At 70.2% G+C, this 18,347-nt stretch carries 14 protein-coding genes; 6 read left to right on the forward strand and 8 right to left on the reverse strand.

The features are described 5' to 3' along the window. Positions 1–117: 117 nt before the first annotated feature. Together LWF15_RS08630 and LWF15_RS08635 are read right to left on the reverse strand one after the other, a co-directional pair. The gene (locus tag LWF15_RS08630; protein WP_232809884.1) at positions 118–1,149 is read right to left on the reverse strand and encodes a hypothetical protein; all 1,032 of its coding nucleotides are present in this window, start codon (positions 1,147–1,149) and stop codon (positions 118–120) included. Next, positions 1,149–2,210: a hypothetical protein gene (locus LWF15_RS08635; RefSeq protein WP_232809885.1), complete on the reverse strand. Its 1,062-nt coding sequence runs from the start codon at positions 2,208–2,210 to the stop codon at positions 1,149–1,151. Before LWF15_RS08635 ends, LWF15_RS08630 begins: the two co-directional genes overlap by 1 nt. 327 nt (positions 2,211–2,537) lie before the next feature. On the opposite strand from LWF15_RS08635, the gene LWF15_RS08640 reads away from it, so the two are divergent. After that, positions 2,538–4,847, forward strand: coding sequence for a putative bifunctional diguanylate cyclase/phosphodiesterase (locus LWF15_RS08640; RefSeq protein ID WP_232809886.1), 2,310 nt, complete (start codon positions 2,538–2,540; stop codon positions 4,845–4,847). Here LWF15_RS08640 and LWF15_RS08645 read toward each other — a convergent pair. From LWF15_RS08645 to LWF15_RS08655, 3 genes are all read right to left on the reverse strand, one after another. Then, entirely contained in the window at positions 4,823–5,395 is a 573-nt protein-coding gene (locus LWF15_RS08645) for a GNAT family N-acetyltransferase (protein ID WP_232809887.1), read from the reverse strand. The two genes, LWF15_RS08640 and LWF15_RS08645, sit on opposite strands and share 25 nt — an antisense overlap. A 143-nt stretch (positions 5,396–5,538) precedes the next feature. Next, complete coding sequence (locus LWF15_RS37395; protein ID WP_408622943.1) at positions 5,539–6,222, reverse strand: CPBP family intramembrane glutamic endopeptidase; 684 nt, start codon at positions 6,220–6,222, stop codon at positions 5,539–5,541. A gap of 164 nt (positions 6,223–6,386) precedes the next feature. After that, positions 6,387–7,370 carry an NAD(P)H-binding protein gene (locus LWF15_RS08655; protein ID WP_232809889.1) on the reverse strand — a complete coding sequence of 328 codons (984 nt, stop codon included), beginning with the start codon at positions 7,368–7,370 and terminating at the stop codon, positions 6,387–6,389. 220 nt (positions 7,371–7,590) lie between these two features. Between LWF15_RS08655 and LWF15_RS08660 the strand changes: the two genes are divergently transcribed. Beyond that, complete coding sequence (locus tag LWF15_RS08660; protein ID WP_232809890.1) at positions 7,591–7,992, forward strand: adenylyltransferase/cytidyltransferase family protein; 402 nt, start codon at positions 7,591–7,593, stop codon at positions 7,990–7,992. A gap of 801 nt (positions 7,993–8,793) precedes the next feature. Here the strand turns inward: LWF15_RS08660 and LWF15_RS08665 are convergent. From LWF15_RS08665 to LWF15_RS08675, 3 genes are all read right to left on the reverse strand, one after another. After that, positions 8,794–10,992: a potassium channel family protein gene (locus tag LWF15_RS08665; protein WP_232809891.1), complete on the reverse strand. Its 2,199-nt coding sequence runs from the start codon at positions 10,990–10,992 to the stop codon at positions 8,794–8,796. Next, positions 10,992–11,378 (reverse strand): DUF6394 family protein, encoded by a 387-nt coding sequence (locus tag LWF15_RS08670; RefSeq protein WP_232809892.1) that lies wholly within the window; start codon positions 11,376–11,378, stop codon positions 10,992–10,994. The genes LWF15_RS08665 and LWF15_RS08670 overlap by 1 nt, the downstream gene beginning before the upstream one ends. Positions 11,379–11,511: 133 nt before the next feature. Beyond that, entirely contained in the window at positions 11,512–12,378 is an 867-nt protein-coding gene (locus tag LWF15_RS08675; RefSeq protein ID WP_232809893.1) for a LysR family transcriptional regulator, read from the reverse strand. 70 nt (positions 12,379–12,448) lie between these two features. On the opposite strand from LWF15_RS08675, the gene LWF15_RS08680 reads away from it, so the two are divergent. The 4 genes from LWF15_RS08680 to LWF15_RS08695 all read left to right on the forward strand — a co-directional run bounded on the left by LWF15_RS08680 (position 12,449) and on the right by LWF15_RS08695 (position 18,340). Then, entirely contained in the window at positions 12,449–13,357 is a 909-nt protein-coding gene (locus tag LWF15_RS08680; protein ID WP_232809894.1) for an EamA family transporter, read from the forward strand. A gap of 73 nt (positions 13,358–13,430) precedes the next feature. Beyond that, entirely contained in the window at positions 13,431–15,773 is a 2,343-nt protein-coding gene (locus tag LWF15_RS08685) for an EAL domain-containing protein (RefSeq protein WP_232809895.1), read from the forward strand. Between the two features lie 267 nt (positions 15,774–16,040). After that, complete coding sequence (locus LWF15_RS08690) at positions 16,041–17,201, forward strand: LLM class flavin-dependent oxidoreductase (protein ID WP_232809896.1); 1,161 nt, start codon at positions 16,041–16,043, stop codon at positions 17,199–17,201. Then, entirely contained in the window at positions 17,198–18,340 is a 1,143-nt protein-coding gene (locus LWF15_RS08695; RefSeq protein WP_232809897.1) for an acyl-CoA dehydrogenase family protein, read from the forward strand. The genes LWF15_RS08690 and LWF15_RS08695 overlap by 4 nt, the downstream gene beginning before the upstream one ends. Positions 18,341–18,347 lie beyond the last annotated feature (7 nt).

Raw genomic sequence — 18,347 nt, forward strand, 5'->3', positions numbered from 1 at the left:
CGGCGGGACTCCGCAGCCTCGGAATCCCGCTGCCTCCGGCCGGTTTCGCCCGGAGCTCGCAGGTGGCGGCGTGACCGCTTCGCGACGACCCTGACCGTCGCGCAATCGGTCACGCCGTCAGCGCGGGTCGTCGTCCCGGTCGCCGGCGTTCTGGCGCATCTGCCGGGTGAGGTCGACCAGCAGGTCCAGACCGTCGTCGGCCCCGGCCTCCCGCCCGAACGCCGTGTGCAGCAGCGAGGGCTCGGAGGTACGGGTCACGCTGAGCCCGTCGATCCCGACGGCGTCCGGCCGGGTCTGGAGCTGACCGAAGATCTCCGGAAGCACGTTCGGTCCGGTGTAGCGGATCAGCTGACGCAGGATCGCGATCCGCCAGACGTCCTGGTGCCCGGTGTCGTCCCGGAGCCGGCCGAACAGTGCGTCGAAAAGCGTGAGCAGTTCGGCGAACCGGTCGGTGTCCAGGCCCGGCCCGTTCTGCCGGGGCACGAACGCGACCGCGCTCTCGACCGTGCGCCGCAGATCGTCGTCGGCCATCTGCCGGGCCTGGGGCAGCAGGGCGTGGGCCAGTTCCGCGACCTGGTCCCGGGCGGCCTGCTGGGTGGCGCGGGAACGGGTGAGCAGGGCCTGCGCGAGGATGCCGAACTCGGCCGAGCAGTCCGGGTCGAGGTAGCCGGTCGCCGACAGCGGCAGGAGCCGGCGCAGCCAGCGCACCGACCGCAGTCGGGTGCGGCGCTCGGGCTCGTGGGCCAGTAGGTACAGCAGCAGGGCGAACGCGGTGAGCACGGCCGCCGCGGGGGCGTACGGGAGCCAGCCCAGGGCCGAGAACGCGTAGCTGTCGGAGGACTGGTCCTGGAGCCACCGGACCCCGCTGATCAGCGCGGTCACAGCGGCGATCCAGGCCAGCAGGTCGAGCACCGTGACCGCGAAGCCCCACGTGCCGCGCCGCACGTGCCGCATCGTGATCTGCCCCGCCGCCAGCCCGGCGGTCTGGTCGAGGTCTTCCAGCCGGTACGGGCGGAGTAGGGCGTTGATCGCGTCCTGGGCCAGCGCCCGGCGCAGTCGCCGGATCCCGCTCAGGCAGAGCGCGAACGCCACCACAGCCCCGCCGAGCACGACGCCCAGCCAGACGGTCTCGCCGCCGGTGCCGCCCATCAGGTCAAGCTCTCGGCTGTGGCGTAGGAGTAGCAGACCCGGTCGCCACGCAGGTGGCTCCGGATCCGCCCGGTCTGCTGCAGCACGATCAGGGCGTGCGCCACGTCGTCCCGGTCGAACTGGGTGCCCAGGATGATGTCGACGACGTCGAGCTGCAGCCACGGCCGACGGGCGAGGTAACTCATCACCTCACGGGCCGTTCCGATGCGGTCCTGGCTGGGCACGAACCCTCGCGCGGCTGGAGAAGGGCGGCGTTGCGGCTGGCGTCTCGGCGGCAGCTTCTCGACCGGCGGTCGGTTCGGGGCGGCCAGTCGGGGAGCGCCGGTTGAGTGAGCTTGTGGGCCAGAGCTACCAATGGACGACGCTGGCGAGCGTTGGGAGGGGACCCCACCTCGAGCGATGATGGGTAAGGGAAAAGACGCCGGGGCCGCCGACATCCCGGTCTTGGTCACCGGGGTTCGTGGTTCCTCGACCGGGGGAGCAGCGGGGGCCTCTTCGTCCTCGTACCGGGTGCGAGCCAGCGTCCTTTGGAAATCGGCCTGGTAGGCGGCGCGTTCCTCGTCCTGGAGGTGCGGGGCCTCGTAGGGCGCGTCGTCCTCGTAGTCGTCGCCTTCGTCGTACTCCTGCTCGGGCCCTGCGTACCCCGGCTCGGCATCGTCCAGCTCCAGGGTGTCGCGCCCGGGTGGCTCGTGCGGCTGGTTGTAGGGCTGGTGGTACACCTGCTCGAACTGCGGGTTGGAAGCTGAACGCTCATACGGGCCTGCGTACTCCCCGTACTGGTCGTAACCGCCGTACCCCTGGTAGTCGTCGTACTGCTCGGACTCGTCGTAGTCGTAGCCGGGTTGTTCCGGCCCCGAGAACTCATCAAGATCAACGCCGCTCTCGTGGAAGTCGGCGGAGAATGTTTGATTGCGAAACGATTCTCCGGGAGCGGCTTCGTAGGTGTCCTCCGCCGGCTGCGGACTGTATTGCTGAGCCTGCCGACGATCCCGGCGACGGGGGTAGGGCGTTCCCGAGTTGCCCGCTCCTGGGCCGTCAGCAGGCAGGTAGTAGTCCGACACGCCGCGACTATAGCCCTGCGTATTTCCCTTGTGGCGCTACGTGTTCACGACACTGCGTCAGAAGTTGACTACCGCCGGGCGTTAACGGGTAAGCCGGGCAAATGCAAGGTGGGCAAATCTTGGTAATCCCCATAGCCATGCACATCGGGCCGGGGTTGTCCATGCCGGGCGATGAGGGTGCAGATCGCAATTCTGATCCGGGAAAACCCGCCGGAAACACCCGTTGGGTCTTATTCTGACATCTGCCAGCGGCTGCTTCAGCTTCAGGTTGCGGGGGAGTGCGTCGAAGAGCCAGGTAAGTATCTGACCGCTTCCGGGAGGACATCGGTGCTGGTCGGCCGTCGTGCCTCCGTGCTGGCCGTGGTCGTCGGTGTGGTGCTGTGTGGCGTCTACGCGCTGCAGCTGAGCGCCGCCGTCGAGACCGTGGTGGCCGCAGTCATCGGCATCGGCACGATCGTGCTGCAGCTCGTCGGGCTGCGCCGTAACCGTCCGGCCGATCCGCTGCCCTGGGTGCTGCTGGTCCTGGCCAGCATCTGTTTCGGCGGTGCCGTCGCCTCGCGCCCGTGGGCCGTCGGGCGGTCCGGTCTGACCCAGTTCACCGCCGACGCGTTCGCCGTCTCCGGCTACGTCCTGGTCGGCCTGGCCATGCTCGTGTTCCTACGCCACGTCGGGGTGCAACGGCACGCGGTGGTCGACGGCTTCATCGTCGCCCTGGGGGCGGGGCTGCTGGCCACCGAGTTCCTCGCCCTGCCCGCGGCCCGGGTCGGCGACCGGCCTGACCTGGTCTCGCTGCTGGCCGGCCTGTACCCGCTGTGGGACATCCTGATCCTGCTGCTGGTGCTGAACCTCGGCTTCTCCACCGCCTCCCGGCTGGCCAGCTTCCGCTTCATGGCGCTGTCGGTGGTCGGCCTCTTCATCGGCGACACCGGCTACGCGATCATCGGAGCCCGCGGCGAGCTCACCGGCTCGGCCCTGCTGGACCTGCCGCTCCTGCTCGGTTTCGTCATGCTCGCGGCGGCCGCCCTGCACCCGTCCATGGCCGAGATGAGCTCGATCCGGGCCCGTCCGGTGCAGGCCTGGTCGGCGCCGCGACTAGCGCTGATCCTGCCCGCCCTGGCCACCCCGCTGGTGGTCATCCTGCTGGTCGAGAGCAACGGCTACGACCGCCTGGTCCAGGCCCTGGCCACCGGTGGGCTGATCGGCGCGCTGGTCTTCCGCGCGGTCTCGGCCGTGCGCAGCAACGCCGAGATCCAGCGCGGCCTGGTCTTCCGGGCCACCCACGACCCGCTCACCAGCCTGCCCAACCGCGACCTGCTCACCCGGAACGTCGACGAGATGCTGGCCGCACGCCGGCCCGAGGGGATCTGGCTGCTCTACCTCGACCTGGACGGCTTCAAGCTGGTCAACGACCACTGGGGGCACGAGGTCGGGGACCTGCTGCTGGTCGAGGTCTCCCGGCGCCTGAGCGAGCTGACCCGCGACTGCGCGATGCTCGCCCGGATCTCCGGTGACGAGTTCGTGGTCGCCGACCACGGCCAGACCGTGCACGCCGCCGCGATGGCCGAGCGGATCCAGGCCGAGCTGACCAGGCCGGTCGAGCTGCCCGGCATCGAACTGGTGGCGGTCGCCTCGATCGGCATCGCCCAGCAGAGCGACCAGCGCAACGCCGAGTCGCTGCTGCGCGACGCCGACCTGGCCATGTACCGGGCCAAGGCGGAGGGCCGGGGCCGGGTCAAGGTGTTCGACGCCGGGATGCGCCAGACCGTGCGCGAGCGGGTGGAGATCGAGCTCGCCCTGCGCCAGGCCGTGCAGCGCAACCAGCTCTGGCTGTCGTACCAGCCGATCGTCGACACCCGCACCGGCCGGGCGGTCGGGGCCGAGGCCCTGGTGCGCTGGACCCACCCGGTGCGGGGGCCCATCTCGCCGGCCGAGTTCATCCCGGTGGCCGAGGAGACCGGCCTGATCGACCAGATCGGCACGTTCGTCCTGGAGGAGTCGCTGCGCCAGATGGCGCTCTGGCGGGACGAGAACCTGCTGCCCGAGCGCTTCTGGATGTCGGTCAACGCCTCCGCCCGCCAATTGCGCGACCACAACCTCCGCCGCAAGATCGCCGACGGCCTGCGGGTCTACCGGCTCGGTCCGGAACGGCTCAGCCTGGAGATCACCGAGTCGATCCTGATCGGTGACAGCAGTCAGGTCCTGGAGGTGCTGGGCAGCCTGCGCGACCTCGGCATCGGGCTGTCGGTGGACGACTTCGGCACGGGCTACTCCTCACTGAGCTACCTCAGCCGCTTCCCGGTCACCACGGTCAAGGTGGACCGCGCCTTCGTCACCGGCCTGGGGGTGGACCCGGGCGACGAGGCCATCGTCCGGGCGATCGTCGCCATGTCCACCGCACTGCACCTCGGCGTGATCGCCGAGGGGGTGGAGACCCCGGCCCAGCGCGACGCGCTGATCAGTCTGGACGTGACCCGGGGGCAGGGCTGGCTGTGGGGAAAGGCGGCCGGGCACGCCGAGTTCGCCGAGAAGCACCTGCGCCCGCTGCTGCGTGAGGAGCAGGCCGAGGACGCGTTGTGGACGCCCCCGGTGCAGCAGCAGGCCAAGGGGTTGCCTCAGGCCGGCGTGGGCAACAGCTGAGCTCCACCCGGCTCGGGGAACGTGTAGGCCCAGTACACCTGCGCGTCCAGGCGCTCGCGGCGCACTCCGGGCAGGTAGGTCCGGGCCAGTTGCTCGATCGCGGTGGCCAGCCGCTCACGCGTCTCGTGCTCGCAGATGTCCAGGCAGATCAGCCCGCTGGAGGCCCCGGCGTCCCGGCAGACCATCTCGATCAGCTGGGTCATCGCCCCGGTGCCCTGGTAGTCCGGCTCCACCGCCACGAAGCTGACGTACCAGATGCGTTTCTGCGCATACAGTTCCGGCCAGCGCCGCTCGAAGTACTCGGGGGAGATCAGGTGCACCGCGTCGAGCTCGTTCGTCGCCGTCGCCAGCGCGGCCACCCGTCCCCGCTCCTCGTCGCGGATCGCGTACTTGGTGACCCGCTTGTCCTGCATCAGCTCCTCGAACTCCGGGCGGAGCATAAGGTGGCGCTGCACCGCCAGACTACGTAGGTCGTCGAAGGCGTTCTCGTAGAGCTTCCAGTAGCTGCCGTCGGCGTCCTCGAGCCTGCCGGACACGATCTGCTCCACCGCTGCATCACTCCCGTTTCGCCGCACGCATTTCGTCGACCGCAACGGCGTGATCCACTGTCATTACGCCATGCAATCCGTACGCGTCAGTATGACGAGCGATGTGACGGTTGGAGCGGCTTTTAGGGGGATTTCCCCTACGGCTAGGCCGCGAACAGGGGTGGCAGCGTCACCAGCATGATCAGCGACCAGGTCGCGTGGGTGGCCATCGGGGCCAGGATCCCGCCGCTGGCCCGGCGCTCCAGCCCGAGCACGGCCCCGAGCAGGAAGGCGGCGAACACCAGCATGGGATTGCGGGTGGCGATGGTGGCCAGGGCGTAGATCACGGTCGAGATCAGTACCGGGTGCTGCCGCCCGATCGCGGCGAACAGCGCCCCGCGGAAGAACACCTCCTCGGCCAGGCCGTTCAGCAGGGCCACCGCCACGATCAGCAGCAACGCCCCCTCCCGTTCATGGGCCAGCACATGGGCCACGAAGTCCCGCAGGGGCGGGATCTCCCGCACGACCAGCGCACCCGCCACGAAGATCGCGCCCGCCACCAGTCCCAGCACGACTCCGTTGATCAATGGACGACGGAGAGCACCTCTGTGGGGAATCCAGCCCAGGTGCAGGGGGCCCGACGCCAGGCCACCGACGGTCCAGACCAGGGCCACCGAGAGAGTGAGGGGGTAGAAGACCGGGTCGCCCGGCTCGACCGCGAGCGAGATGCCCAGCAGGGCGGCCCCGAGGACGAGCGTGAGGGCGGTGACGATCCGGCGTCGGCGGAAGTGCGCATCGGGTTCCCGGTGGTCCCGCGGCACTCTTTCGATCAGGGACGACCGGAGCAGGTTCTCGACGGTTCTTCCGGTTGCGGTGCGGCGAAGGTTCGCGGCCGAGCCTTCCAGCCGTCGGCTGGCCCATGCCTCCAGGCTGGACCGGGTCTGGGATTCGGTGGGCTGCGCCCCGGACGACTCGCTGGAGGGTTCGCCGGACCGCTCGGTGGGCTGATCGCTCACAGTCGGCCGGGTTCCTGGCCGTCCGGACGAACTGTCTGCCCTGTCTGCGTCTTGCTGGTCTGGCTGGTCTGCTGCGGGGGTTGCTCACCCAGGGCCCGCTCCCGGTCGGCCAGGGCGAGCCGCACGGCCTCGTCGTAGCCGATCGACGGACCGGGCACGATCTGCTCGATCGAGTGGTCGTGCACCACCACCTCGTTGATCATCGAGTCGACCAGGTTCCGGCCGGTGGCGGTGTCCACGTCGGTGACCAGGGCCAGCCAGCGTGACGAGAGGCCGGGGGTGAGTAGCGGCACGGTCAGGCTGGGCAGCCGCTTGCCCATGATCCGGGCGGCCCGGGCCAGCATGTCCTTGTAGCGCAGCACCTCCGGCCCGCCGATCTCGAACACCCGCCCGCGGGCCTCTTCCGGCTCCAGCACCCCGGCCAGGTATCGGATCACGTCGGGCAGGGCGATCGGCTGTGTCCGGGTGTTCACCCAGTGCGGCGTCACCATCGCCGGCAGGTGGTCGACCAGCTGCCGGGTGATCTCCCAGCTGATCCCGCCGTGCCCGACCACCACGGCCGCCCGCAGCACCGTCACCGGCACCCCGGCCAGCGGCAGCAGCTGCTCGACCTGCCGCCGCGAGCGCAGGTGGGGGGAGAGCTCACCGTCGTCCTCGCCGAGCCCGCCGAGGTAGATGATCCGCTCCAGCCCGGCCTGCTGGGCCGCCTCGCCGAAGTTCAGGGCCGCCTCGGCGTCCTTCTGCTCGAAGTCGTCCGACTCCAGCGAGTGCACCAGGTAGTAGGCCGCGTCGCAGCCGGCCATCGCGGTGGCCAGGCTCTGCGGGTCGTCGACGTCGCCGAAGACCGGTTCGCCCGCTCCGGTGTAACTGTCCGGCTTCCTGGTCATCGCCCGCACGCTGTGGCCCCGGCGTTCCAGGTGCTCGGCGAGGTGCGAGCCGATGAATCCGGAAGCGCCTGTGACCAGGACTGTTCTTGCCATGGCCCCAGTCTCGGGGTGCTTGCCCGCTTCGGCACCCGCAGCGGCGGACGGGTGGTTGCGCCCGATTGCGCCGGCAGTGGTGAGGAAGGCGCGCCAGGTGAGGCAGAATAGTTCGCTCACCGGACATACTTCGTTCACCAGTGCGACGGCAGGAAGCCATCGCCGGCCGAGGTGGGTCCGGCAGGCCTGCGTCCCCCCGGTCCTAGACGGAGCTCGTTCAATGACGACTGTGATCACCTTCGGCACCTTCGATGTCCTGCACATCGGCCACCTGCGCATCCTCGAGCGGGCCAAGGCGCACGGTGACCGCCTGGTCGTGGGCGTCTCGTCGGACGCCCTGAACATGAGCAAGAAGGGCCGTAACCCGATCTTCAGCGAGCAGGAGCGCAAGGAACTGATCGAGTCGCTCAAGGTGGTCGACGAGGTGTTCGTCGAGGAGTCGCTGGAACTCAAGGCCGAGTACGTCCAGAAGTACGGCGCCGACCTGCTGGTGATGGGCGACGACTGGGCCGGGCGCTTCGACTGGATCAAGGACTACTGCGAGGTGGTCTACCTGCCGCGCACGCCCTCGATCTCGACCACCGCGGTGATCGAGAAGATCGCCAAACTGCCCTCCGCCTGAGCCGGTCCAGGCCCCCCGGATCCGGCAACGATGTCCGGTATCGCTATTTATGATTGATTTATGGCCGCAGTGGTGGACGGCGATCATTGCGGCGCGTAGATTTCACAGATAGTAGAAATCAGATCCGGGGGGTGTCTGAAGTCGGAGCTCGGATGATGGGCAAATGCGTTTCGGGTAGGGCTGATCCGGCTTCACTGTCGGTATTTGACTTCAGTGCGGATTGATTTACCTGTGGCGCCGGCGGCTGAATTCTTGCCGCTATTTGTCCGCGCAATATTCCATGGTGAAACTTTCTGCGAGTGAGAACGGGGCCACCCGGGCTTGAACCGGTCCTGCGCCGCGGTCGCGGCTCGGTGCCGGCTCACGCGGGCTCGTTGTTGGCTCGAGGCTGGCCCGGTTGGTGGCCGAGTCTGCCGGCCGACGAGTCCGCTGGCCGAGTCTGTCGGCCGAGTTGCTGACCAGTGGCGGCCCGGTTCTCACGGCACAGGCCCTCGGGCGGTGCTCCGACCCCTCCCGGAGCACTGCCCGAGTCTGGCTGGAGCGGCTTCCGCCCGGTCCCGGCCCAGGTTGTGCTGAGGTGGTCAGCTGCCGGTCTGAGCTGCCGGTCTGAGCTGCCGGTCTGAGCTGCCGGTCTGAGCTGCCCGCCCGAGCTGCTGGTCTGAGCTGCCGGCGTCACGCCCGGCTCGCCTAGACCGGTTCCGGTCGTGTCCAGCGTCTAGTGGTTCCTACCCACGCCCGCCTTTGGTCAGGCCCGGCACCTTGGCCGCCCAGTCGTCCTCAGGCTTCGGCGTCCTTCTGGCTTCACTTCCCAGGCTTCCCACGACCAGGGTTCTCACCGGCAGGACTCTCACCATCGGAGCCATCAGTTTCGGGGCCATCATCCTCAGAGCCATCACCCTCAGAGCCACCACCCTCAGAGCCGTCAGCTGCAGGGCCGTCCACGCCAGCCCGCGGCAACCGCCGCCCGGCCAACTGCCGCCAGACCCAGCTCTCCGGCATCCGCGTCCCGGTCACCACGTACTGCGCTGTGCTCTCACTGAGCAACGTGGTCTGCAGCTCACGCCGGGCCATCCGGGTGCCCGCCACCAGCAACTCGTCGTCCAGGCGCAGTTCCGTGTCGTCCGGCGGGCCGATCGTCGCCTTCCCATCACGCAGCAACATCAGCGGCACGACCGCCAGCCGGTCTTCCCTGTCGTCCGGGTCGCGCAGCAGGTCACCGATGGTCAGCGGCACCCGCCGGCCCTCCTGGGCGGCGTGGCGGCGCTGACGCACCCGGGCCGGCACTGCCTCCGGATCGAGGTACCCGGCCAGGGCCGGCGCCTCCCACGCAGTCAACTCGACGTTCCACACGTCCTTCATGAACTGCCCGCACCGGTTCTTGATGCGCTGGATCAGCTCGATCGCCTCGTCCTCACCGCGGTGCGGCATCTCCTCCAGGAAACGCCACAGCAGCGGGGTGGACAGGCGGGCGTAGGCCTCCCGGGCCACCAGGTCGGCCGGTACCAGCAGCATGTCCAGGTGCATGGCGGTGAACAGCGACTGGTTGGTGGGCAGGTTCTGCCGCCCGGCCACGTACAGGTCCGGGTTGCGCCTTCGGGCGGCGGCGATCAGCGAGAGGTTGGTGGTGTCGTCGTCGGTGCCCGCCACGAAGCCCACGGCCGTCTCGATGTGGCACTCGTCCATCACCTCCGGCTCCGACCCGTCGCCGTGGATCACCCGCGGCAGCCGTTCCACCGGGATGTCCAGCTCGGCGGCCAGGAACTCGTCGGTCGGCGGGTCCGGGTCGACCACCACCACGTCCAGCCCCTCGGCGAGCAGGTCGCCCACCACCTCCTGACCGAACCGGCCGTAGCCGCAGACCACCCACAGGCCCTTGGCCGGGGGAGACCCGGGCGGGGGCTGCTCCGAGCCGGGGCCCGCCTCCAGCCAGGAGTAGAGCCGGAACGAGATGGGTGCGCGCAGGGCCATCCGCAGGTGGTCGCCGAACCGGTCGAACGGGTTGATCACGGTCGGCGCGCCCCAGGCCCGCATCCGGTCCTCCACCGGGGCCGAGATGGTCCGGGCGATCACCGGCAGGTCCGGGCGCAGCAGCGCGGCGGTCATGGTGATCGCCAGGTTCACCTCGTCGTCGTCGGTCAGGGCCAGCACCGCCTCGCAGTGCGGGTTCTTCAGCCCGGCGAGCTTGAGGTTGAACGGGTTCGAGGCGTCGGCGGTCAGCCCGGGCGGGTCGGCGAAGTACTGGTCCACGTCGAGCGACTCGATCTTGGTGGCCTCCACGTCGATCGCCACGAAGTTGCGGCCCAGGTGGTCCCAGGCCTGGCCGAGCCGCTGCCCGGTGTGCCCGTAACCGGCGATCAGCAGGAACGGCTCGCGCATCCGCTCCACCCGGCTGGTGAAGCGGCGCATGTCCAGGGCGGTGCGGAAGGCCCGGTCCTGCAACAGGGAGAGCAGGGTACCGATGGTGTACGCCCAGCCGACCACGGTGAGGTAGATGCTCAGCGTCATCCACAGCCGCTGCTCGGCGGTGAACGGGTAGGGGATCTCGCCGAAGCCGATCGTGCTGGCGGTGTAGCTCATCACGTAGAACGCGTTGAACATGCCCATCCGGTGCGGCTCGCCCTCGGGCGTCTCGCCCGGGGCCACCGCCAGGCCGAACGTGGTGATCGCGAAGATGATGATCAGGACGATCAGCGGCGTGCGCATCCGTCGCATGATCAGGAAGATCGGTGCCGAGACCGCCTCGACCCCGCGGGAGCTGAGCGGGCCGCCGGCCGGGCCGGGCAGGTCACCGGCGTGCCGGAAGCGGGAGATGGCGGCCCACCGGCCGGCCCCGGTGATCAGCGCATTGGTCGCGGCCGGGTCGTGGTTGGTCGGCGGGGGCAGCAGCGGTTCGCCCGGCTTGCGCACCCGGGCCCCCGGGCGCCGCGCACCCGGCCGGTGGCCCGGGTGCCGCTCGTGCCATTTCTCCTGCTCCGAGCGGGGGCGGTCGGCGTTGGGCATCAGCGACGGTGGAACGACACGGTCTCGATCACCAGGAGCACCACCGAGACGAGGTTGGCCAGGAGCGCCCCGCCGGAGAGCGAGACGATGCTGGCCATCGCGTGCTCGTCCAGACCGGAGGACGAGACGTGGTCGGCGTAGACCCAGACCAGCGTCGCCGCGATCAGCTGCAGGTCGGCGACCAGGCTGGTGGCCAGGTGCACGGCCCCGATCTGGGTGCGGTCGCCGAACTTCAGCACGGTCACGATCAGGCTGACCACCACGGCCGCGTAGAGCTCGTACTCGCTGTGCAGCTTCGCGTTGGAGATGTCACCGATGAAGAACCCGAAGTTCAGGGTGGCTGCGAGCAGCACGAAGAAGCCGAAGATCACTTTCTCGAGGTTCATCGACCCCTCCGGTCGAACGGTGCGCGGCAACAGGCATCCGGGCAGGATGCAAGCATCCTGCACCCCACCAGAGCTGGAACGCTCATCGACCTGTTCAGGTGCCCCCTTCAGCACACGGGTTCAGCGGGCGGGCTCAGCGGTCGTAGAGCTCCCGGGCCAGGGCGAGGAGCTCACCGGCCAGAGGCGCAGGGGCGTCCCGGCGCCAGGCCAGGCGGACCGGGGTGCGTTCGGCGTCGCGCACCGGACGGTAGACGATGCCGGGCCGGGGGTACTGGGCCACCGTCGCCTCCGCCGTCATCCCGACCGCATGCCCGGCCGCGATCATGGTGAGCCACTCGTCCACCGAGTGGGAGTCGACCACCCGGGCCGGGCCCTCGCCGGCCGGCCACAGGTCCGGTGTGGTGGTCCCGGTGCGGTGGTCCACCGCGAGCGTGCGCCCGGCGAAGTCGCGCAGCCGGACGAAGCGGCGCCGGGCCCACGGGTCGTCGGTGGCCACGGCCGCGAAACGGGCCTCGGTGGCGACGAGTTCGGTGGCGAGGTGGGCGAAGCGGGCGCCGGCCAGGGGGCGGCGGATCACCGCCACGTCGGCCGTGCCCTCGTCCAGCCCGGCGGTGGGCGTGTTCGACTGGATCAGCGTCAGCCGGGTGCCCGGATACCGCTGCGCCCAGGTGCGCTGCAGCTCCACGGTGTGCCGGCCGAGCGCCGACCAGGCGTAGCCCAGGCGCAGGTGCGGATCCACCACCTGCTGCAGCTGGGCCACGTCGGCCAGGATCCGCCGGGCCCGGACGATCACTCCGGCGCCGACCGGGGAGACCTCGACACTGCGGGTGGTGCGGTGCAGCAAGGTCACCCCGAGCGCGGCCTCCAGCGCGGCGACCGACCGGGAGACCGCGGCCTGGGAGATGCCCAGCTCGATCGCGGCGTCGGTGAAGGTGCCGTTGTCGGCCACCGCCACCAGACAGCGCAACTGCCGGAGCTCGATGCCGGAGTGGCCATTCATGACTACATCGTATGAATCCGAGTCCATCTGCATTTCCGGAACCGGTCATCCGGATCGCAGAGTTCTGGTCATGACCACTGCCGTGCCCAGTCCGTCCACCGTCCAGCCCGGGCCCCAGCCCCGGCCCGCCGAGGGTTTCCGGGGCCGCGGCGGTCTCCCGCTGTCCATCGCCGCCATGCTCTTCAGCGGCACCAGCAGCCAGGTGGGGGCCGCAGCCGGGGCGCAGGCCTTCGGGGCGATCGGCCCGGCCGGGGTGGTCGCGGTCCGCCAGCTCGTGGCGGCCTGTGTGCTGTTGCCGATCGCCCGGCCGCCGATGCACCGCTTCACCTGGCGGCAGTGGTGGCCCACGCTCGCCCTCGGCGTGGTGTTCGCGGCGATGAACCTGGGCCTCTACACCGCGATCGACCGGATCGGTCTGGGTCTGGCGGTCACCCTGGAGTTCCTCGGCCCGCTCGGGGTGGCGCTGGCCCGCTCGCGTACCCGGCGGGACGCCGCGTGTGCCGTGCTGGCCGGAGCGGGCGTGGTGGTGCTGGTCGCCCCCGGCCCGAGCAGCGACTGGTTCGGCATTGCGATGGGCCTTCTCGGGGCGGTCTGCTGGGCCGCCTACATCCTGCTCAACGCCGAGGTCGGGGCACGCCTGCCGGGACTGCAGGCGCCCGCCGCGGCCTCCACCGTCGCGGTGGTCCTCTACCTGCCCGTGCTGGTCGTCCTGGCCGTCCAGGACCGGTTCACCACCACGGCCCTGCTGGCCGCGGGCGTGGCCGGGATCGCCTCCTCGGCCGTGCCCTATGCCTTCGACCTGATCATGCTGCGGCGCGTGCCGGCCCGGTTCTTCGGGGTGTTCATGAGCATCAACCCGGTGCTGGCCTCGCTCGTGGGCATCGTCGTGCTGGGCGAACTGCTCGAGGCCCGGGAGTGGCTCGGCGTGTTCATGGTGATCGCCGCGAACGTGGTCACCACCACCACCAAGTCCTCATGATCGGGCCCCTACCGGCCGATGGGACTTCCTGGTGGCGCGGAGCAGGCAGGCCGTAGAGCGAAGGGCAGCGCAGGTGGTGGATTCGGGGCGCGAGGCCGGGTCGGACTTCGTCACCGTCGCCCTGGGCGTGCTGGCCGACCTGCGCACCTGGATCGGCCTGGAGGCCTGGGCGATCCTGCGTCGCGACGACGACGAGCTCGTGGTCATGCTGACCAACGACGAGATCTTCGGCATGTACGACGGCCTGACCCTGCCGTGGGCCGAGTCGTACTGCAGCCAGGTCGTCGACTGGGGCCGCCCCGAGGCGGTGCCCGATGCGAGCGAGAACTACCTGCTGATGAACTCGGCGAAGGACACACTGGTGCCGGTGGCGTCCACGCTGATGCTGGCGCTGCGCTCGCCCGAGGGCAAGGTCCTGGGCGCGCTCACCGGGATCAGCGCGCGAACGGCTCCCGACCTGGAACAGCACCTGCCCGCCGTGCGCCGGCAGGCCACCCTGCTCGGGGCGCTGCTGGCCCACGAACTGTCCGCGCAGCAGGAGGACCGCCGCGAGCAGACCCCCGACGCCGACTTCACCGACCCGCTGACCGGCCTGGCCAACCGCCGGGCCTGGGACGACGCCCTGCGCGCGGAGGACGCCCGGGCCTCGCGCTACGCCGGGTCGGCGGCCGTGCTTGTGCTGGACATCGACGGCCTGCGCCGGGTCAACGCCGGGACCGGGCACACCAGCGGGGACGACGTCCTGATCACCACCGCGGCGGTGCTGTCCGGGCGGATGCGCTCGGTCGACTTCGTGGCCCGGATCGGCGGCGACGAGTTCGGCGTCCTGATGCCCGAGACCACCGCCGACCAGGCCCACACCGTGCTCGGCGACCTGCGGAAGGCGTTGTCCGCAGCAGGCATCACGGCCTCCTTCGGAGTCGGCCAGCGACGCACCAACACCGGTCTGCAGGCCGCCTGGCGGGCCGCCGACGTGGAGATGTACGCGGACAAGCTGCAGGTCGCGAGTCGGCGCATCCCGCGTCAGACCTCGGTCACCGTCGAAGCCGGGCCGTCCGGGCCGGGCGACCGCGAGCCCTACACCGGTCTCGAACGGCGCCGGAGCCCAGGCCGGCGAGAGAACGACGAAGGTTCCACCACGACCCCTGCCACCGCCGACGCCGAGGCCCGCCTCGCGGCCGGAACGGTGCAGACGCTCGCGGTGGAGGCTGTAGGGCGCCGGCTGACCAGCGTGGACGCCCTGCTCCAGCTGGCCAAGGACCAGCTCGGCATGGACGTGGCCTACCTGGCCACCTTCGAGAGCGAACCCGAGAACGGATCACCCGGCCAGCAGCGGGTGCGCAACCTGGTCAGCACCATCGAGGTGGCCCTGACCGTGGGCCAGCTGCAGGCGGCCGACGAGACGTACTGCCGGGCCCTGACCGAGAAGCGGCTCGCCCCGGTGATCGCCGACACCTCGCGCGACCCGGTGGCCCGGGCGCTGCCGATGACCCGTCGGCTCGGGATCGGATCGCACGTCGGGGTGCCGTTGTACCGCCGCGACGGCCGGCTCTACGGCACCTTGTGCACCTGGTCCGCCGCCCCGGACGAGGCGCTGCGCGAGCGGGACGCCGAGGTGCTGCGGGCGATCGGCGCCGTGGTGATGGACCTGGTCGACATCGAGGACCGGACCGAGCGGGACCGGCACCGGATGCTGGACCGGATGGACCGGCTGATGGCCAACGGCGGGCCCGGGGTGGTGTTCCAGGCGGTGCACGCCCTGGACGGCCTGAGCACCGTGGGGGTCGAGGCGCTGAGCCGGTTCCCGGCCGGCAGCGGCCGCCCGGACGAGTGGTTCACCTCGGCCACCCGGGCCGGCGTGGGCCTGGAGCTGGAACTGGCCGCCGTGCGCAACGCCCTGACCATCCTGCCCGCCCTGCGCGGCTTCCTGGCCATCAACGTCTCGCCCCGCACCCTGGTCTCGCCCGCCTTCGGCCGGCTGGTCACCTCGCTGCCGCTGCGCAGCATCGTCGTCGAGGTGACCGAGCACGAGGCGGTCGACGACTACGACGCGCTGAACGAGGTGCTGCGGCCCTGGCGCGAGCACGGGATGCGGATCGCGGTGGACGACGCCGGGGCCGGCTTCGCGAGCATGCGGCACGTGCTGACCCTGGTGCCCGACTTCATCAAGCTCGACATCTCCCTGGTCCGGAACATCGACGACGACCCGGCCAAGCGCGCCCTGGCCGGTGCGCTCGCGGCGTTCGCCCAGAAGATCGGCAGCAGCGTGATCGCCGAGGGGATCGAGACCGCGGCCGAGCTGAACTGCCTGCGCGGCCTGAAGGTGGAGTACGGTCAGGGATATCACCTGAGCCTGCCCGGCCCGCTGGCCGACGAGATGCGCAAGGACGGCGAGGTCCTGCCCGAACCGGCGTGAACCGGCCGCCGACCCATCACCAGGCGTGATGGATTCCAGTCGGGCCCGTGATGATTCGGGGTCTAGACAATCTCTACCCTCTAGGTAGAGTAATTCACGTGGAACGGTGGAGCACATCGGGAGCGGCCGGCCCAGCCGGCTGAAACTGGTTGTGCGCCGACAAGTCCGAGGCCATTTCCGCTTCTTCTGAAACACCTCTGCCGTCGTGCCGCCACGGTCGACGGTGCGCTGCTGCACGGCCAAATCCAGCTCTCGGGACGGTGCTTCGTGTCTGTCGAGTTCATCAGTGCCATCAACGTCAACCCGGCCAACGAGATCAACCGCCTCGGGCGGTTCGACATCGACGTGCCCTACCTGAAGCGCTACTCGCGGATCCTGGAGGACGGCGGGTTCGACTACACGCTCGTGCCCTACGGTTCCCCCGGGCACGACCCGTTCAGCATCGCCACCGCGGTCACCCAGTACACCGAGCGGATCAAGCCGATCGTGGCGCTGCGCCCGAACACGCTCTACCCCACCGTTGCGGCGAAGGCCCTGGCCACGCTCGACCAGCTCTCCGAGGGGCGGGCGGTTGTGCACTTCATCGCCGGCGGCAGCGACCGGGAGCAGTTGCGCGAGGGGGACACGCTGGACAAGGTGGGCCGGTACGAACGGCAGGAGGAGTACATCCGCATCCTGCGCCGGGTCTGGTCCGAGACCGAGCCCTTCGACCACGACGGGAAGTACTACCAGTTCAAGGATTTCGTCTCGCGGGTCCGGCCGGTGAACGGCACGATCCCGGTCAGCGTGGGTGGTTCGTCGGACGAGGCCTACCGCGTGGGTGGCGCGCTCGGCGACATCTTCGGCCTCTGGGGCGAGCCGCTGGCCGAGACTGCGCAGCAGATAGCCCGATTCAGCGAGCAGGCGCGACTGGCCGGCCGCACCGACGTGCCCCGCACCTGGGTCACCTTCCGGCCGATCATCGCCCCGACCGAGGAACTGGCCTGGGAGAAGGCGCACCGCACGCTCGACGTCCTGAAAGGTAATACTGGCGGCGGTAAGTCGCTGTGGTCCCAGGTGAAGAACTGGAACGGCCCGGAGGGTCCGGCCAACGTCGGTTCGCAGCGGCTGCTGGAGATCGCCTCTCGCAAGGATCTGCACGACCGGGCGCTGTGGACGCCGACCGCGACCGCGACCGGCGCCGCGGGGGCCTCCACCGCACTGGTCGGCAGTTACGAGACGGTCGCCGCGGCCATCCTCGACTACATCGACCTCGGTGCCGACCTGATCTCGATCCGGGGTTACGACAACCTGAACGACGCCGTCGACTACGGCCGCTACCTGATCCCTCTGGTGCGGCAGGAACTCGCCCACCGCGAGGCGACCGGTGAGCGCGGCGCCGTGGTGCAGCAGGACCCGTTGGAGAACAGCGGCCTGGTGAACTCGTGACCGCTCAGCCCGAAACTGTATGGGATCTGGACGAAGTCAGGGATCAGCTGGCGAAGCGAGCCGAGGAGAACGACCGCACCGGAGCCTTCCCCTGGGAAAGCATCCAGGTGGTGCACGAGGCCGGCCTGCTCCGGGCCGGGATCGGAAGTGCCTACGGCGGGCCGGGCCTCAGCTCTGCCGAAGCGGTCCGGCTGTTCCTGGCCCTGGGGGCCGGTGATCCTTCGGTGGCGCTGCTGACCGCGATGACAGTGTTCCAGCACCAACTGCAGGCGACGGCCCCGTGGTGGCCGGAAGAGACCTACCGCAAGGTGGTCGCCGACTCGTGGGGCCGGCCGGTGCTGCTGAACGCGGTCCGGGCCGAACCGGAGTGGGGCGCACCGGCCCGCGGCGGCCTGCCGGCCACCACAGTGAGCAAGGTCGAGGGCGGCTGGATCCTCAACGGACGCAAGGGTTTCGCCACCGGCTCGGAAGGGCTGGCCTACCACCTGGTGTGGGCCACCACCTCCACCGATCCGGACGACGACCCGTTGCTGGCCCACGCCGTGGTGCCCGGCGACACCCCGGGCATCGAGGTGATCCGCACCTGGGACCACCTCGGGCTGCGAGCCACCAGCACCCACGACGTGGTCTACACCGACGTGTTCGTGCCGGAGGAGAACTTCCGCGGAGTGCCGCTGTCCCAGCAGGGGCGCGACGTGTCCGGGTCGGCGGTGCTGGGCCTGGCGGCGCTCTACGTGGGCGTGGCCAGAGCTGCCCAGGCCTGGTTCGTGAAGTTCGCCAACGAGCGGGTGCCCACCTCGCTGGGCCGGCCGATCGCCACCACCGAGCGGATCCAGTCCGTGGCGGGGGAGATCGAGGTGCAGTTGATCCAGGCCGAGGAGGTGCTGTTCGGTCTGGCCGCCCGGGTGGACGCGCACGATCCGGTCGCCACCCAGCGTCTGCTCAGCGCCAAGCTGATCGCCACCCGCAGTGCCGTCACCGCTGTGCAGACCGCGGTCGCCGCCCTCGGCAACCCGGCGCTGACCCGGCACAACCCGCTGCAGCGACACCTGCGGGACGTGCTCTGTTCGAGGGTGCACCCGCCCCAGGACGACGCGGCCCTGCTGATCGCCGGCCGAGCTTCTCTCAAGACGCCGTAGGAGAAAC

Origin of the sequence: Kineosporia rhizophila, from assembly GCF_021277265.1 — a bacterium.
GTDB lineage: Bacteria > Actinomycetota > Actinomycetes > Actinomycetales > Kineosporiaceae > Kineosporia > Kineosporia rhizophila.

What these genes read in the sequence shown, in the direction of transcription:
- LWF15_RS08630 (WP_232809884.1), bottom strand. Translation starts at nt 1,149, where the DNA reads ATGGGCGGCACCGGCGGCGAGACCGTCTGGCTGGGCGTCGTGCTCGGC.
- LWF15_RS08655 (WP_232809889.1), bottom strand. Translation starts at nt 7,370, where the DNA reads ATGGCAAGAACAGTCCTGGTCACAGGCGCTTCCGGATTCATCGGCTCG.
- LWF15_RS08660 (WP_232809890.1), top strand. Translation starts at nt 7,591, where the DNA reads ATGACGACTGTGATCACCTTCGGCACCTTCGATGTCCTGCACATCGGC.
- LWF15_RS08665 (WP_232809891.1), bottom strand. Translation starts at nt 10,992, where the DNA reads ATGCCCAACGCCGACCGCCCCCGCTCGGAGCAGGAGAAATGGCACGAG.
- LWF15_RS08670 (WP_232809892.1), bottom strand. Translation starts at nt 11,378, where the DNA reads ATGAACCTCGAGAAAGTGATCTTCGGCTTCTTCGTGCTGCTCGCAGCC.
- LWF15_RS08675 (WP_232809893.1), bottom strand. Translation starts at nt 12,378, where the DNA reads ATGAATGGCCACTCCGGCATCGAGCTCCGGCAGTTGCGCTGTCTGGTG.
- LWF15_RS08680 (WP_232809894.1), top strand. Translation starts at nt 12,449, where the DNA reads ATGACCACTGCCGTGCCCAGTCCGTCCACCGTCCAGCCCGGGCCCCAG.